The 15,420-nt window shown below is 72.2% G+C and carries 16 protein-coding genes; 11 read left to right on the top strand and 5 right to left on the bottom strand.

Annotated elements, in window-relative coordinates; genetic code table 11:
• Positions 1–43 precede the first annotated feature (43 nt).
• Positions 44–1,045: a caspase family protein gene (locus WD794_13505; GenBank protein MEX2291327.1), complete on the top strand. Its 1,002-nt coding sequence runs from the start codon at positions 44–46 to the stop codon at positions 1,043–1,045.
• A gap of 237 nt (positions 1,046–1,282) precedes the next feature.
• Here WD794_13505 and WD794_13500 read toward each other — a convergent pair whose 3' ends face one another.
• Positions 1,283–1,738 carry a DUF2269 family protein gene (locus tag WD794_13500; GenBank protein MEX2291326.1) on the bottom strand — a complete coding sequence of 152 codons (456 nt, stop codon included), beginning with the start codon at positions 1,736–1,738 and terminating at the stop codon, positions 1,283–1,285.
• Positions 1,739–1,966: 228 nt separating this feature from the next.
• On the opposite strand from WD794_13500, the gene WD794_13495 reads away from it, so the two are divergent.
• The 9 genes from WD794_13495 (at position 1,967) to WD794_13455 (ending at position 9,562) form a co-directional block, all read left to right on the top strand.
• Entirely contained in the window at positions 1,967–3,058 is a 1,092-nt protein-coding gene (locus WD794_13495; GenBank protein ID MEX2291325.1) for a hypothetical protein, read from the top strand.
• A gap of 83 nt (positions 3,059–3,141) precedes the next feature.
• On the top strand, positions 3,142–4,602 hold the full coding sequence (locus WD794_13490; GenBank protein MEX2291324.1) for a hypothetical protein: 1,461 nt from the start codon (positions 3,142–3,144) through the stop codon (positions 4,600–4,602).
• Between the two features lie 37 nt (positions 4,603–4,639).
• Positions 4,640–5,551 carry a branched-chain amino acid ABC transporter permease gene (locus tag WD794_13485; protein MEX2291323.1) on the top strand — a complete coding sequence of 304 codons (912 nt, stop codon included), beginning with the start codon at positions 4,640–4,642 and terminating at the stop codon, positions 5,549–5,551.
• The gene (locus WD794_13480) at positions 5,551–6,681 is read left to right on the top strand and encodes a branched-chain amino acid ABC transporter permease (GenBank protein MEX2291322.1); all 1,131 of its coding nucleotides are present in this window, start codon (positions 5,551–5,553) and stop codon (positions 6,679–6,681) included. Before WD794_13485 ends, WD794_13480 begins: the two co-directional genes overlap by 1 nt.
• On the top strand, positions 6,668–7,654 hold the full coding sequence (locus WD794_13475; protein MEX2291321.1) for an ABC transporter ATP-binding protein: 987 nt from the start codon (positions 6,668–6,670) through the stop codon (positions 7,652–7,654). Before WD794_13480 ends, WD794_13475 begins: the two co-directional genes overlap by 14 nt.
• Entirely contained in the window at positions 7,651–8,373 is a 723-nt protein-coding gene (locus tag WD794_13470; GenBank protein ID MEX2291320.1) for an ABC transporter ATP-binding protein, read from the top strand. Before WD794_13475 ends, WD794_13470 begins: the two co-directional genes overlap by 4 nt.
• A gap of 43 nt (positions 8,374–8,416) precedes the next feature.
• Positions 8,417–8,698, top strand: coding sequence for a hypothetical protein (locus WD794_13465; protein ID MEX2291319.1), 282 nt, complete (start codon positions 8,417–8,419; stop codon positions 8,696–8,698).
• Positions 8,691–8,972 (top strand): SH3-like domain-containing protein, encoded by a 282-nt coding sequence (locus WD794_13460; GenBank protein ID MEX2291318.1) that lies wholly within the window; start codon positions 8,691–8,693, stop codon positions 8,970–8,972. The genes WD794_13465 and WD794_13460 overlap by 8 nt, the downstream gene beginning before the upstream one ends.
• Positions 8,969–9,562, top strand: coding sequence for a nitrile hydratase subunit alpha (locus tag WD794_13455; GenBank protein ID MEX2291317.1), 594 nt, complete (start codon positions 8,969–8,971; stop codon positions 9,560–9,562). The genes WD794_13460 and WD794_13455 overlap by 4 nt, the downstream gene beginning before the upstream one ends.
• Positions 9,563–9,619: 57 nt before the next feature.
• Here the strand turns inward: WD794_13455 and WD794_13450 are convergent, their stop codons facing one another.
• The 3 genes from WD794_13450 to WD794_13440 all read right to left on the bottom strand — a co-directional run bounded on the left by WD794_13450 (position 9,620) and on the right by WD794_13440 (position 13,607).
• Complete coding sequence (locus tag WD794_13450; protein MEX2291316.1) at positions 9,620–10,102, bottom strand: hypothetical protein; 483 nt, start codon at positions 10,100–10,102, stop codon at positions 9,620–9,622.
• Positions 10,103–10,217: 115 nt separating this feature from the next.
• Complete coding sequence (locus WD794_13445) at positions 10,218–12,176, bottom strand: VWA domain-containing protein (protein ID MEX2291315.1); 1,959 nt, start codon at positions 12,174–12,176, stop codon at positions 10,218–10,220.
• Between the two features lie 24 nt (positions 12,177–12,200).
• Positions 12,201–13,607 carry a magnesium chelatase gene (locus tag WD794_13440; protein MEX2291314.1) on the bottom strand — a complete coding sequence of 469 codons (1,407 nt, stop codon included), beginning with the start codon at positions 13,605–13,607 and terminating at the stop codon, positions 12,201–12,203.
• Between the two features lie 89 nt (positions 13,608–13,696).
• Between WD794_13440 and WD794_13435 the strand changes: the two genes are divergently transcribed.
• Complete coding sequence (locus WD794_13435; protein ID MEX2291313.1) at positions 13,697–14,860, top strand: FIST N-terminal domain-containing protein; 1,164 nt, start codon at positions 13,697–13,699, stop codon at positions 14,858–14,860.
• 30 nt (positions 14,861–14,890) lie between these two features.
• Here the strand turns inward: WD794_13435 and greA are convergent, their stop codons facing one another.
• The gene (greA, locus tag WD794_13430) at positions 14,891–15,385 is read right to left on the bottom strand and encodes a transcription elongation factor GreA (GenBank protein ID MEX2291312.1); all 495 of its coding nucleotides are present in this window, start codon (positions 15,383–15,385) and stop codon (positions 14,891–14,893) included.
• Between the last annotated feature and the right edge of the window lie 35 nt (positions 15,386–15,420).

Genomic DNA, 15,420 nt, shown 5'->3' with positions numbered 1-15,420 from the left:
ACAGCGGCTTGACCTGCGGCGTACGGCTGTCCACCCTCTAGAGGTGCCCCGCCGCCGCTCGCCCCGCTGGTTCGTGGAGGCGACCGCCTGGAGTCTGGGCCTGGTGCTGTTGGTCGGGCTCGGTGCGACGCAGGCGATCGAGCCGCCGCGCGAACAGATCGTCGAGTCGGCCACGCCCGCATTCAGGGAGCCGGTGCGCGAGCAGCTGGCGCTCGGCCCGTCGACCCCGCCCGAGCCACCCGAGCCGCCCCGGAAGGCGCCGGTCCGCGCCGCCGCCCGGCCGGCCCTGGACGTGGAGTCCGTGCTGGGCCCGCCGCCGGGTCCGCAGCACGACCCGCGGCCGGCTCGCACCGCCGCGCCCGCTGACCGCTACGCCTTCCTGGTCGGGGTGCAGGACTACCGCCGGCCGACCGCCGACACGATCGGCAGCCGCAAGGACGTGCAGTACATCGCCACGATGCTGCAGGCCAGCGGCTGGCGGTCGGAGAACATCAGGGTGATCACCGACGGCCAGGTGACCGGCCGGGCGATCCGCGGGGGCATGGCCTGGCTCGCCGCGAAGGGCCGGCCCGGCACCTTCACGCTCTTCCACTACAGCGGCCACGTGAAGCAGCACGGTGGGCAGCGCGAGTCGCTGTGGCCGGTAGACCGCGACTTCGTCCGCGACACGCAGGTCACCGCCGCGCTGAGCAAGGTGCAGGGCCGCCTGTGGGTCGACATCGCCGGCTGCGAGGCGGCCAGCTTCCTCGACGGGCTGCCGAGCGACCGGGTGCTGTTCAGCGGCAGCTCGAAGGCGACCGAGAAGTCCTACGAGTACCCCCCGTGGGGGATGTCGGTGTGGACCGGCCTGGTCTTCGACCTCGGCCTGCGCCAGAGTCAGGCCGACGCCGACAGGGACGGCCGGACCACCATCGGTGAGGCGCTGCGCTACTCGACCTACTACGCCCAGGCCATCACGCTCGGACAGCGCCCGTACGGCCGGCAGACTCCGCAGGTCGCCGGTGATCCCGTCCGCGGCTGGACCCTGGCCGACCCCCCCGGCTAGTCCGTGGGTCCGAAAGGACGTTGGGTTCAACTCCCCCCTCGCTCCGACCGGCGGATCCTGCTGGGCTCCGGAGGCGCTCGCCGGGGCACTGCGGCCCGCCGGTGGTCGCACGCAACGCAGCTGCCGCTCCGGAGAGACATGTGTGCTGTCGGGGGTGTTGCAGCACAGGTCAAGAATCCAGAAATCTTGACCTGTGGTGTACACCCCGGTGCGGCGCACATCGACGCGCAGTGGCTCCTAGGCGCCGGGCTTGGTCACCATCAGCACGACGATGACCGACCAGGCGAGCATCGCGAGACCGGCGCCGGCCGCGATGCGCCCTGCGAAGGCACTCCCGTCGCCGCCGGCCTCGATGGCTCCCGCCGCCTTTTCCTGCGCGGGCACGACCAGCCCCAGGGTCAGCGCGAGCGCCACGACCCACAGGGCGTACGACGCCGACACCCACGGCTGGCCCAGCCCCCACTGTGCGCCGACGTCACCCAGCCCGATCAGCGCCGTACCGAGCAGCACGGTGAGCAGCGTCGCCAGGGCGTAGATCCGGGTGGTGCGGCTCGCGTCGCGCAGCGCGTCGGCCCGGCCGGCGCGGGCGTGCCGGACGGAAACGACCCCCGCGACCGCCGACGGGCCGACCACGAACACGACGGTCAGCAGGTGCAGGGCCAGGACGACGGCGTAAGCCCCCGAGTACCTCATGGCGGGAACGGTATCCGTAGCGGAGCCGTCAGATCTGCATGGCTCCTTTCCGTGTCCCCTTGTCCGGCTCTCCTGCTGGTTCCGTGGGCGTGGTCAGCGGCCTGACGGGCCGGGGAGCGGGCGCGTACCGCCGAACGGCAGATCGGGAGCAGGAGATTGCGAGATACCGTCGAAACCAGTCCTACGCGCCGGTAACCTAGGCGTCGTAGGTGTCCCGTGGAGGTTTTGGTGAGCAAGCTCGTTCGCGCGTCCGCCGTCCTTGCGGCCGCAGGTCTGGCGGTGCCGCTCTGGGCGGCGCCTGCCGCCAGCGCCGCGACCACCACCGAGCCGGCGTCCGCCGGTGGCTACTTCTCCGCGGCCGGTCTGCCGGACACCGGCACCCCCGCGGGCAAGCCGCCGAACGTCACGGCCGAGGCCGACGGTGTCGCGCCCGGCAACCTCGCGGTCGCCGGAGGCAACGGCGCCGAGCAGAAGGTCTCCTTCCTGTACTTCAGCCTCGACGCGCTGGAGCCCGGTGCCGCCCTCACCCGGGCCGAGCTGACCGTGCCCCTGGTGCCGGCCGATGGGGACAACGTCGTGGTGGCGGCCGACCCGGCCAAGGTGCGTGCCTGCCCGGCCGGCCCGCAGGGCTTCGGCGGCGAGGACGGCGAGTCGATCACCGTCGCGCCCGAGCGGCTCTGTGACCAGGCCCAGGCGCCGGCCGAGTTGTCAGCCGACGGCGCGAGCTACGTCTTCGACCTCACCGCGATCGCGGCGCTGTGGGCCACGGCCAACGACGGCGTGGCGCTGACGGTCGCCGAGGGCGCCGAGAGCGCTGCGTTCCAGATCGTGTTCGCCTCCGCGGACCAGGCCACGCTGACCTATGACACTCCCGCGCAGGAGGGTGACCTGCTCGACCCTGTCGTGCCCGGCCCGGCGACGACCAGTGAGGTCGGTCCCGTCGACGCCGGCAGCGCCGACCTGGGCGGCGGCGGCTTCTCGCTCGACGACGGCGGCGGCTTCGGCAGCGCCGACGCGCCGGTCGTGGATGCCGACGTGCCGGTGACGGCAGGCCAGGAACCCGCCGCCGCGGGCCCGCAGACCGCTGCCGCCCCGACCTTCCCGGTGGCCGCGATCAGCGAACCGATGCGGCCGACGGCGGTGTTCTGGCTCGGTGCGCTGTTGTTCGGCGCCACCCTCGCGCTGCTCAGCCTGATCATGGGTGACCCGCGCCTGCCGCAGGCCGCGGCGCGGCAGAGCCGCCTGAGCTCCGCGCTGCAGGCCCGCGAGCGCGGGACCGGTCGCCGCGCCGGCCTCGGCATGCGCCCGGCTGCCACCTAGCTCCGCCTGCCAGCCCAGCACGGCACAGCACGGTTCAGTGCGGCTCCGGCCGCTCCACCCCCAGTGACCCCGGGAGCCACCCCATGAACGTCCGGCACCGCCGCACGCTCGCCCTCGTGCTGCTGTCCAGCGCCTTCGTCTCCGCCTGCGGCCTCAAGCCCGAGGTCAAGGAGCAGCTCGCCCAGAACCCAGCCGTCGCCGGCGGCGCTGGCGCGGTCGGGCTCGACCCGATCGGCGCCGGCGGAGTGGACCCGGTGACGGGTGACCCACTGGTCCCGGGCAGCGACCCCGGGGCCCTTGACGGACCGACCGACGGCCCCGCCGCCGCGGGGCCGGACGCGCCCGCTGCCGGCGGCACCGACGCCCCCGCTGCCGACGCCCCCGCTGCCGACGCCCCCGCTGCCGGCGGCACGGACCGCCCCGCCGCGGGCCCCGCGCCCGCCGAGTCCGGCACCACGACGGGAATCGACGCCGGCAGGAAGACGGTGAAGATCACCCTGCACGGGCCGCTCACCGGCGCCGGCGTGCCGCAGGAATCCTTCCGCAGCGGCACCCCGAAGTACTGGAACGGCCGCAAGCTGAAGAACGGCTACACCGTCATCGCCGAGGCGGTGGACGACAAGTACAACGCCCCCGACGCGCTGCGCGCCTGCAACGCCGCCGCCCGTGACTCGTTCCTCATCGTCGGTGGCGCCGGCACCGACCAGATCCAGGCCTGCGCCCAGAGTCAGGTGCTGCGCCGCGGCAACGTGCCGTACCTGTCCTCGGGCGTCACCGAGTCCGGCCTGGGCAAGCTGCCGAACTACTTCGCCACCTCGCTGACCTACAAGCAGCAGGGCGCACTCATCCCGCAGTTCGCCCGTGACAACAAGTTCCTGGACGGCAGCTGGGCCGTGGTCATCACCGAGGGGCCGAACTTCGCCGACGCCCGCGAGTCCGTCGTGTCCGCCCTGCAGAAGGCCGGCGTCAACGGCAAGAGCGGCAAGTTCACCTCGGGCAACGACGTCTACCTGACGGCCAAGACCGGGACCAACTGCTCGACCCTGGCCGGCCAGCTGCGCAACACCTACACCCGCATCTACTTCCTCGGCCAGCCGTCGTACTTCATCAGCTGCGTGACGAGCATCGGCTACACCCCCACCTACCAGCCGGTCTACGTCGGTGTCGGCCCGTCCTTCGGCATCCAGTCGGTCGGCCGGCTGGCCTGTACCAACACGGCCAACCAGTACAAGGGCTTCTTCCTGCACCCCTCGCCGGGCCTCGACACCGCGGCGCAGCGGGCACCCGGCGTGAGCTTCCAGGACGACATCGAGTACGGCATCTACGGCGCGATGCAGCAGCTGGAGCAGGCCTTCAACCAGGTGCCCGGCCAGCTGACCCGGGAGAAGTTCATCGCCACGCTCCGGCAGGGCGGTGTCAAGGGCGGCATCCTCAGCCCGGCGATCTACCGCGGGCAGGTCTTCGGTGGCACCGCGGCCTTCGGGCTGCAGAGCAACTGCAACGACCAGGGCCGTACCAAGACGCTCAAGACGTACGCCAAGTGACACACCCGACTGCTGAGGGGTGCGTGTCCCTGTGCTGATGGCGCTCGAGCCACAGGCGCTGTCCGTCGTCGGCCCGGCCATCTCCGGGGCCATCCAGGGAGCGGTCTACGGGCTGCTGGGGCTGGGTCTGGTGCTGCTCTACAAGAGCAACCGGATCTTCAACTTCGCCCAGGCGGAGTTCGGCACCAGCGCCGCCTTCGCCACCCTGTTCGCCGTCAACGGCACCGGCTTCCTGCCGCAGATGCCACTCGGGGCCGCCGTGGTGTTCGGGCTGCTCGTCGGCGTCGGCATCGGACTGCTCACCGAGTTCCTCGTGGTCCGGCCGCTGTTCAACGCCCCGAAGGTCACGCTGGTCGTGGCCACCGCGGGCGTGGCGTTGCTGCTGATCGCGATCCAGGGCTTCCTCAACGGGGCCGAGCCGGGCAGCTTCCCGCCACTGGTCGGCGGCGATCTCGTCAACACCGGCGCGGTGCGGATCACCCGACAGCAGGGCGTCATCGTCGTCGTCCTGACGGTGCTGGCGGCCGCCTCGGCGCTGTTCTTCAGCCGCACCCGGACGGGCACGGCCATCATCGCGGTGTCACAGGAGCCGACCGCCACCCAGCTGGTGGGCATCAGCGTCCGCCGCATCTCCGCGCTGACGTGGGGCATTGCCGGTCTGCTGGGTGGGGTCGCCGGGATCCTGCTCTCGGGCAGCAACGGCGTCATCGCCCCCGGCGCGCTGACCGGTCTGGCGCTGATCCCGGCGTTCACGGCCGCGGTGTTCGGCGGGATCACCAGCCTGCCGGGCGCGTTCCTGGGTGGTGTCGTCATCGGCGTGGTCGAGGCGCTGGCCCAGGCCAACATCAGCAAGGACATCCTGCCGGGCTCCGGCAGTGTGGTGCTGTTCGTGACGCTGCTGGCCGTGCTCCTCGTCAGGCCGGCCGGCCTGCTCGGCAAGCAGGCATGATGACCACGATCACGCAACGCCCGACCGGTGTGGAGGACGTCAGGCCGCGGCACGGCGCGGCCGGCAGGGACTTCGGGCCGCTGCGCTGGGTCCCGCGGGCGGTCGTCTACCTGTTGCTCGCCTACTGGCTGCTCGTGCTCGTGCCGGACAGCGAGGTCTACGCCCCGATCGCGGCCGACGCGGCGATCTACTCGATCGTCGGGCTGAGCCTGAACATCATCATCGGCTACACCGGACAGCTCTCGCTCGGCCACCAGGGCTTCTTCGGCGTGGGGGCCTTCGCCGCGGCCTACAGCCTGACCGTGCAGGGCGTGCCGTTCGCCGCAACCTTCGTCATCGCGGCGGCGGTGGGTGGGCTGTTCGCCTTCCTCATCGGCATCGTCGCCCTGCGCATCACCGGCCTCTACCTCGCGCTGATCACCCTGGTCTTCGGCCTGACCCTGGAGGCCTCCCTCTTCGAGGTGCCCAGGTTCACCAACGGCGGCGCCGGACAGCCGGCCGAGCGGCCGGAGTTCCTGTTCGACAACGGCAACTTCTACCTGTTCTGCCTGGTGTTCCTCGCCGCCGCGGTCTACCTCGACTGGCGGCTGATGAAGAGCAAGACCGGCCGGGCGCTGCTCGCGCTGAAGGAGAACGAGCGGGTGGCGGAGGCCTTCGGCGTCAATGTCACTCTGTTCAAGCTCATCGCCTTCGTGCTGTCCGGCTCCCTCGCCGGCGTCGCCGGCGCGTTGTTCGCCTTCCGCATCGAGATCGTCAGCGCGTCGGGCTTCGGTTTCTTCCTCGCGCTGACCTTCGTCCTGATGACCGTCGTCGGCGGGCTGGGCAACCGGATCGGCGTCATCATGGGCTCGTCCTTCTTCGCCGCGATCGGCTACATCCTGGAGGAGACTCCGGTCCACGCGGTGGAGGAGTTCATCTTCCGGACCAGCAACCTGCAGCAGTTCGCGCCGCAGTTCATCGGGGCGTTCCTGCTGCTGATCACCCTGGTGCTGTTCCCCGGCGGCCTGGCCCAGCAGACCAAGTGGGCGCTGGACTGGCTCTCCGGCAAACCCTTCTCGTTGCAGACCATGCTGCACGCCGGCAAGGAATCCGGACCCGGAACGGCGGAGGGCTCCCATGTCCGTGCTTGAGGTCCGCGACCTGTCGATCCGCTTCGGCGGCCTGCAGGCGCTCCAGGACGTCAACCTCGAGGTCAACGAGTACGAGATCGTCGGCCTGATCGGCCCGAACGGCGCCGGCAAGACGACGGCCTTCAACTGCATCACCGGCTTCTACACGCCGAACACCGGCAGAGTCAGCTACCGCGGTAGCGACGTCACGAACGCGCCGCCGCACGTCAAGGCCGCCATGGGCTTCGGCCGGACGTTCCAGAACGTTGGCATGGTCAAGAGCGCCACCGCGCTCGAGAACCTCAAGACCGCCCAGCACGCCAAGGTCGACTACGACGTGGCCAGTGGCCTGCTCGGTAGCGGCCGGTCGCTACGCACCGAGCGTCAACTGCAGGCCAAGGCCGAGGCGATCCTGGACCTGCTGGGGCTGGCCGACATCCGCGACATGCAGGTCGGTGGGCAGTCCTACGGCACGCTCAAGCTGCTCGAGCTGGGCTGTGCGCTCGCGACCGACCCGGACATCCTGCTGCTGGACGAACCGACGTCGGGCATGGGACCCGAGGAGTCAGACGAGCTGGGCGATCGGCTGCTGACGCTGCGCCGGGAGTTCGAGCTGACGATGCTCGTCATCGAACACCACGTGCCGCTCGTGCTGCGCGTCTGCGACCACGTCTACGTGCTGAACTTCGGCCGGCTGCTGGCCGAGGGCAAGCCGTCGGTCATCCAGACCCACCCGGAGGTCGTCGCCGCCTACCTCGGTGGCGAGGCGCCCGAGGCGCTCGAACAGACGCAGGAGAGCGCCGACGACGCCGAGCTCGACCGGCTCACCGATCAGGCGGTGCACGCGCACGACGACGCCCCCACGCAGGAGTTCGCGCAGCCGCCGGCGCCGCCTCCTGCCGAGCCTGCTGGTGGCACTGAACGGCTGCGCCCGAAGAAGCGGGCGTCCGCCCGCCGCCGGACCACCGCCGCACGGCAGGAGGACCAGACATGAGCCTGCTCGAGGTCGAGGAGCTACGCACCGGGTACGGCGCGCTGCCCGTACTCCAGGGGATCTCGTTCTCGGTCGAGGAGGGGCAGACGGCGGTCATCTTCGGACTCAACGGCGCCGGCAAGACGACGACCGTGAACTGCCTGGCGGGGGTCCTGCGGACCTGGAGCGGCGAGGTCCGCTTCGACGGCCGGCGGATCAGCGGCAAGGATGCTCCGGGCATCGTGCGGGCCGGCATCGCGCTGTCGCCCGAGGGCCGTCGGGTCTGGCCGGGCCTGACGGTGCTGAAGAACCTCGAGCTCGGGGCCTGGGTCCGCAAGGACCAGAAGGCCGTCGCCGAGACCGTCCAGCAGGTCTTCTCCTACTTCCCGCGGCTCGACGAGCGCAAGGAGCAGCTGGCCGGCACGCTCTCCGGCGGCGAGCAGCAGATGCTGGCCATCGGCCGCGCCATCATGAGCAAGCCCCGGTTGCTGATGATCGACGAGGCCTCGCTCGGTCTGTCGCCCAAGCTTGCGCAGACGGTGTTCCAGGTGGTCTCGCAGATCAACACCGACGGCACCACCGTCATCATCGTCGAGCAGAACGTCGGCGTGCTGCCGTACGCCGACCAGGCGTTGATCATGGAGAAGGGCTCGTTGACCTTCGACGGTCGCGGCGAGGAGCTGGAGCGTTCCGGCGAGCTGCGCAGGACCTACCTCGGCGAGACGGCCGACGTCGGATAGCCCGCCTCCGCGCATGGCAGGATGCCCCGAGGGAGGCGCGCAGATGGCACGTATCAACGACGTCGGAGGACTCGAGGGCTTCGGGCTCCCCCAGCCCGAGCTCGACGAGCCGCCGTTCTACGCGGACTGGGAGGCCCACGTGTTCGCGATGAACCGTGCGCTCGTCGGCACCGGGATCTACAACCTCGACGAGTTCCGCGATGCGGTCGAGCGGATTTCGCCGGACCGGTACCTCGCGTCGTCGTACTACGAGAAGTGGTTCCTGGCGATCCAGACGCTGCTCGTCGAGAAGGGCGTGCTGACACAGGAGGAGGTCAGTGCCTGATCTTCTCGCCGGCACCCGGGTGCGCACGGGACATGCCGACCCCGCACACCACACCCGCCTCCCGCGGTACGCCCGTGGAGCGGTCGGCACCGTGCTCGGATCGCACGGTCGGCACCCGCTCGCCGACGACCGGGCGCGTGGCCTGGAGCCCGCGCCGAGCACCACCTACGCCGTCCGCTTTCGCGCCGCCGAGCTGTTCGGCGAGGGGGAGCACGACGTCGTGCTCGACCTCTGGGAGGACTACCTCACCGCCCTCGAGGAGGACGTCAGATGAGCGCGCACTCCTCCGGCGACGCGGCCCTTGCGGCCCGGGTGCGACACGTCGAGGCCCTCCTCGAGAGCCGAGGCCTGGTCGATCCCGTCGAGCTCGACCGGGCGCTGACGGCGTTCCTGAGCAGGGCGTCGCCGGCGAGCGGGGCGCGCGTCGTCGCGCGCGCGTGGGTCGACGGCGCGTTCCGCGAGCGGCTGCTCGTCGATGCGAACGCCGCTCTCCCAGAGCTCGGGCTCTCGATGGGCGGCGGCCTGCAGGAGCAGCGGCTCGAGGTCGTCGAGAACACCGGGACGCGGCACAACGTCATCGTCTGCACGCTGTGCTCCTGCTACCCGATCGCCCTGCTCGGTCCGTCGCCCACCTGGTACAAGAGCGAGGGCTACCGCTCACGCGTCGTGCGCGACCCGCGTGGCGTCCTGCGGGAGTTCGGGTACGACCTGCCGGTCGACGTCGAGGTGACGGTCTGGGACGCCACCGCGGAGACACGGCACATGGTGCTGCCACGCCGGCCGGCCGGCACCGAGGGACTCGACGAGCAGGCGCTTGCCGGACTGGTCACCCGCAACGGACTCATCGGCGTCGCCCCGGTGTAGCTCGGGTCGACCCGCCTCGGTTCGACCACCGGCGGCCCGGCCGGCGGCGAGATGCCGCTACCGGACCCGCACGTCGGTCGACGCGAGGTCGGGCTGGCAGACGCGGCAGGCCTTCAGGTCGCGGCCGCGGGCCTCGTCGGGGGTGAGGTAGGTCATCTCCTCACGGCCGTCCACCAGGCGACAGCCGGGCACGTGGTAGCTCGCCGAGCCCGCCACGACCAGGCCGGACAGGTCGGTGGGGACACCCGGCCGGGCAGCGCTGCGCCGGCTGTCGAGGACGGCGTCGGTGAGCAGGTCCAGTTTCGCCTCGAGCAGGGCCCGGTCCTCGCGTGCGCCCTGGACGACGATCATGGCGGCGCCGAGCACGACCAACGCGATGCCCAGCAGGCCGCCGGAGACGACGTACGGCACCTGGGCCAGGATCGACAGCTGGCTGGCCGCGCCGTTGAAGCCGAGGCCGATCGCCAGCAGGCCGAGCCCGGCCAACAGCAGGCCGGCCTTGCCGCCGAACCTGCCGAAGGAGAAGCCGGGCTTTTTCATCACGTGACTCCAAGGTCGTGGCGGTAGCGGGCTGGCCAGCGTAGAGCGTGTTCCGGCTGCTGATTTCGCCACCCGCGGCCCGATTCCTGCTCCTGCCCGTACGAGGCCACGAGTTCTAGCGTGTCCTGCGCCCGCGCCGCGCCCGCAGGTAGTCGCTCACGACGAACTCGCCGAGCCGGGCCGGGTCGGGCGCGAACACTCTCCCGCCGTTGCGCGCGGCGAGGCGCTCCACGAAGTCCACCAGCCGCGGCTCGTCGTCGAGCAGGAAGACGTTGATGGTCGCGCCGCGCCGGGTGACCCGCTCGACCTCGGCCATCGTCAGCTCGAGCGTCTCCGGCAGCGGCGGCCAGCAGAACTCGGCGTGGCCGCTGCGGGTCAGGTGGGCGGTCGGTTCCCCGTCGGTGACGACCAGGATCACCGGCTCCGCGTCAGGGTGCTGAGCGAGGTGCCGCCCGGCCAGGACCAGGGCGTGCTGGAGGTTGGTGCCCTGGACCCGCTGGGCGTCCAGACCGGCCAGCCGCTCCGGCGTGAGGATCTGCGCATAGTCGCTGAAGCCGATGATCGAGATCGCGTCCTGCGGGTACTTCGTGGTCACCAGTGCATGCAGCGCCAGCGCCGTCGACTTGGCCGTGCCCCAGGCGCCCCGCAGCTCCATCGAGAAGGACAGGTCGACCAGCAGCGCGACCGCTGCGCGGGTCCGCCGCTCGGTCTCGACCACCTCGAAGTCGTCCACGCTCAGCCGGATGCCGGACCCGGCCGGACCGCTGCGCAGGACGGCGTTGCGTACCGTACGGACGACGTCGAGCGGCTGCTCGTCGCCGAACTGCCAGGCGCGGCTCGCGCCCGTGACCTCACCGGCGGCGCCGGCGTCGTGCACGTCGTGCCCGCCGCGCCCAGCCGCCTCGAGCCGTGCGAACACCTTGCGCAGCGCGGTCGCGCCGAGCCGGCGCACCGCCCGCGGGCTCAGCTCGAGCCGGCCGCGGCTGTCACGTACGAGGTAGCCCTGCTCGAGTAGTTCGCGCTCGATCCGGCGCAGCGCGGCGAGGTCGTCCACGGCGCCGCGACCCAGCGCACGCTGCACGGCGGCCTCGTCGATGTCGTCGAGCGACGCGCCGGGGTAGTCCTGGCCGAGCGCCGCCGCGAGGTCGTCGAGATCGGCCAGCTCCTCGAGCGCCGTGGTGGCGTCACCCATGCCCAGTCCCTGCTCGCCGCGCATCCGCTCGCGACCACCCCAGGGCAGGTCTGGCCGCGCGCTGCGCAGCGCGTCGCCGAGCTGGGACATCTGCGCCTGCAGGTCCAGGTCCATCGCGCCCTGCATCAGCTCGGCCAGCTCCTGGCGCTGCTGCGGCGTCAGGGATTCCATCAGCCGCTGCTGGGCGGCGGCCCGGCGGGCGAGGTCGTCGACGAGCTCCTCCAGCGTCTCCGGCTCCGAAGGGAAGAAGTCGCCGTGCTCGGCCATGAACGCCTCGAACTGCTCCTGCGTGTGCTCCCCGCGCGCGTCGGCCGCCAGCATCGCGTTGAGGTCGGCGAGCATGTCCTTGACGGCCTGCAGCGCGGCGGGATCGGTGTTCTCGAGCGCGGCCTTCATGCCGCGGAACTGGCTGTCCAGCACCTCCCGGCGCAGCAGGTCGTCGATCGCCTCGTACGCCTCCCGCGCCTCGGCGCTGCGCCACTCGTAGGGCCGCAGAGCCTGCACGGCCCGCGCGGTGTCGTCCGGCAGCGTGTCGAGCTCGAGTTCGCGCATCCGGGCGGTGTCGGAGGGATCGGGGAACAGCTCCCGGCGTTCGGCCCCGAGCGCCCGGTCGAGCAGCTCGCGGACCTCCTGCAGCGTCCCGTCGAGCTGACCCTTGGAGCGGGCCTGGCGCTGCCGTCTGGCGGCCCCGCGGCGCAGGTCGTCCAGGCCGCGCAGCCCGTCGGTACCGCGGCGCAGCAGGTCGCGCAACGCCTGCCGGGCGCTGGCGCCGTCCAGGACCGCCTCGCCGACCTCGTCCAGCGCCGCAGCGACGTCGTACGGCGGCTCGAGCGGGTCGCGCCCGCCGGACCAGGGGCCGTAGCGGAAGGAGGGGCGGCTCATCCCCGGCCGTTCCTGGCAGCCACGTCAGCCGCCGTAGACGGTCCGGCCGCCGACCTCGTCCTTGGCCAGCCGGCGGTTGAGGTGCAGTCCCTCCAGGGCGAGCTCGACAGCTGCCGCGGCCAGCCCGGGCGACTCCTGCTCGATCCCGAGCCGGGCGAGCAGCCCGGCCAGCCCCGGGAGGGGGCCGAGGCCGGCGAGCAGGTCGGCGGCGGGCACCAGATCGCCGGTCTCGACGGTGCCGCCCTGCTCGAAGCGGGCCTGCAGCCCGGACAGGTCGAGCCCGGCGAGCCGGGCCCGGAAGGTGTCGGCGGTGGCCCTGCGGAGCAGGTGCGCGAGGACCTCGATCTCGCGCCCTTCCTCGGCGGACTCGAACTCCACCTTGCCGCGGGCGGCGGCCACGACGGACGGCAGGTCGCAGACCCGCGCGACCGCCTGCGGTTCGCCGGTGACGGCGGCGCGGCGGACGGCGGAGGCGGCGACGGTCTCGGCGGCCGCCACGGCGAAGCGGGCGCTGACGCCGGACCGCCGGTCCACCTGCGGCGACTCGCGCACCAGCCGGGTCCAGCGGGCGACGATCTCGAGCAGGTGTTCCGGAACCGTCACGCTCGTCCCGGGCCAGCTCAGCTGCGCCTCCTGGGTGATCAGGCCGACCTCGTCGGCCAGCTCGAGCGGGTAGTGGGTGCGCACCTCCGCGCCGAAGCGGTCCTTGAGCGGGGTGATGATGCGGCCGCGGTTGGTGTAGTCCTCCGGGTTCGCGCTGGCGACCAGGAGCAGGTCCAGCGGCAGCCGCAGGGTGTAGCCGCGGACCTGGATGTCGCGCTCCTCCATGACGTTCAGCAGCGCCACCTGGATGCGTTCGGCGAGGTCGGGCAGCTCGTTGACGCTGAAGATGCCGCGGTTGGTGCGGGGGACCAGCCCGTAGTGGACGGTCTCCGGGTCACCGAGCGTGCGGCCCTCGGCGACCTTGATCGGGTCGATGTCGCCGATGAGGTCTCCGACGGAGGTGTCGGGGGTGGCGAGCTTCTCGCCGTAGCGCTCGCTGCGGTGCCGCCACTCGACCGGCGTGTGGTCGCCGAGCTCCGCGACCACCCGGCGGCCGGCGGGGGTGATCGGGGAGTACGGGTGCTCGTTCAGCTCGGAGCCGGCCAGCACCGGCGTCCACTCGTCGAGCAGCCCCACCAGGGTGCGGATGAGGCGGGTCTTGCCCTGACCGCGCTCGCCCAGCAGCACCAGGTCGTGACCGGCGAGCAACGCGCGCTCGACCTGCGGCAGGACGGTCTCGTCGAAGCCGAGGATCCCGGGGAAGGCGGTCAGGCCGGCGGACAGCCGGGCGAGCAGGTTGTCGCGTACCTCGGCCTTGACCGTCTTGTGGACATGGCCGGCGGCGCGCAGCCCGGCAACCGTCGTGGGTGCAGGGGCGGCGCTCGTCACCGCCCGACCCTACGTCCGGTTCCGCTCCCCCGCACGGCTCGTGGGGCTGACCTGGGGCCGCCGCTTGCCGGAGGGGAGAGGATGGGGGCATGGCGTGCTTCGGGGACGGACTGGCAATCGGCGGCGACCTGCTGCATGCGGCCGAGGAGGCGACGGCGCGGGCGCTGGTTCCTCTCGGTGGCCGGGCGCCGGACCTGCTCTGCGTGTTCGTCGCCGGTGCCGATCCCGAGGACGTGGCGGCGGCGTTCGGGCACGCGGCGCAGGTCTCGGCCGCCGGGGCGACGATCGGCTGCAGCGCAGGAGGGGTCATCGGCGGTGCACACGGCGTCGAGGGACGGGCGGCGGTGAGCGTCTTCGCCGCGGTGCTGCCGGACGTGCGGCTGCGGGCGTTCCACCTCGAGGTCCTGACCTCCGAGGAGGGCGCCGCGGTGATCGGTCTGCCGGAGCCGGACGGCGACGACGTGGCCGTGCTGCTCGCGGACCCGTACAGCTTCCCGGCCGAGGGCTTCCTGGACCAGGTGAACGTCGCGCTGCCCGGGCTCCCGGTCGTCGGTGGCCTTGCGGGCGGTGCGCGCGGTGCCGGCTCGACCCGGCTGCTCGTCGACGGCCGGGTGGTCGATCGCGGCGCAGTCGGCGTGCTGGTGCAGGGCGCCGGCCTGCGCACGATCGTGAGCCAGGGCTGCCGCCCCGTCGGCCCGCCGATGACCGTCACCGCAGCCGCAGGCAACGTGCTGCGCGAGCTGGCGGGGGTGCCGGCGCTGCAGCGTCTGGAGCAGCTGCTCGCCGAGCTGTCACCGGCCGACCAGGCGCTGGCCCGCTCGGGCCTGCAGATCGGCATCGCGATGGATGAGTACGCCGAGGAGCACGACTTCCTCGTCCGCGCGATCCTGGGCGTCGAGCGGGAGACCGGCGGCGTCGTCGTCGGCGACCTGGTGGAGGTGGGACGGACCGTCCGGCTGCAGGTGCGGGACGCGGATGCCGCCGACGCCGACCTGCGCGCGCTGCTGGCCGGCTATCGGCGGGTGAGCCGCGACACGCCGGCCGGCGGCGTGCTGCTGTTCTCCTGCAACGGCAGGGGGGCACACCTGTTCGGGGCCTCCCACGGCGGCGCCGACCATGACCCCGCGCTGGTGCGGGAGGAACTCGCCGCCCCGGGCATCGCCGGCTTCTTCGCCGGAGGTGAGCTGGGGCCGGTCGGCGGGCGCAACCACCTGCACGGCTTCACCGCCTCCGTGCTGGCCTTCCCCTGCTGAAGCCGCGGGCACGGCCGGCCGAGGGTGCGGTCAGCCGGTGTACGGCTCCGCGGACAGCAGCTCGACGGTCATCGAGCCGCCGTTCGGCAGGGTGTAGCTGACGGAGTCGCCCACCTTGGCACCGGTCAGGGCCAGGCCGAGCGGGGACTGCGCGGAGTAGACCGGCATCGAGACCTTGTCCTCGCGCGAGCCGATCAGGAAACGCTCGGTCTCGTCGTCACCGGCGTACTTCACCTCGACCACCATGCCGGGGCCGGCCACGCCGGCGCTGGTCGGTGCCTCGCCGACCTTGGCCTCGCGCAGCAGCTGGGTCAGCTGACGGATGCGGGCCTCGAGCTTGCCCTGCTCGTCCTTGGCGGCGTGGTATCCGCCGTTCTCCTTGAGGTCGCCCTCCTCGCGGGCCGCCTCGATCTTCGCCACGATGTCGGCGCGGCGCGGACCCTTGGCCTCCTCGAGCTCGGCAGACAGCCGGTCGAAGGCCTCCTGGGTGAGCCAGGGTGTCGACGGGGCGGACTGGGTGCTCATGGTGCTTCCCTCACAGAAGTCGGGGTGCAGGTCTT

This window comes from Mycobacteriales bacterium (assembly GCA_040902655.1).
GTDB lineage: Bacteria > Actinomycetota > Actinomycetes > Mycobacteriales > SCTD01 > SCTD01.
The sequence above is the reverse complement of the archived record's forward strand: the minus strand, read 5'-3'. Positions and strand labels throughout refer to the sequence as shown.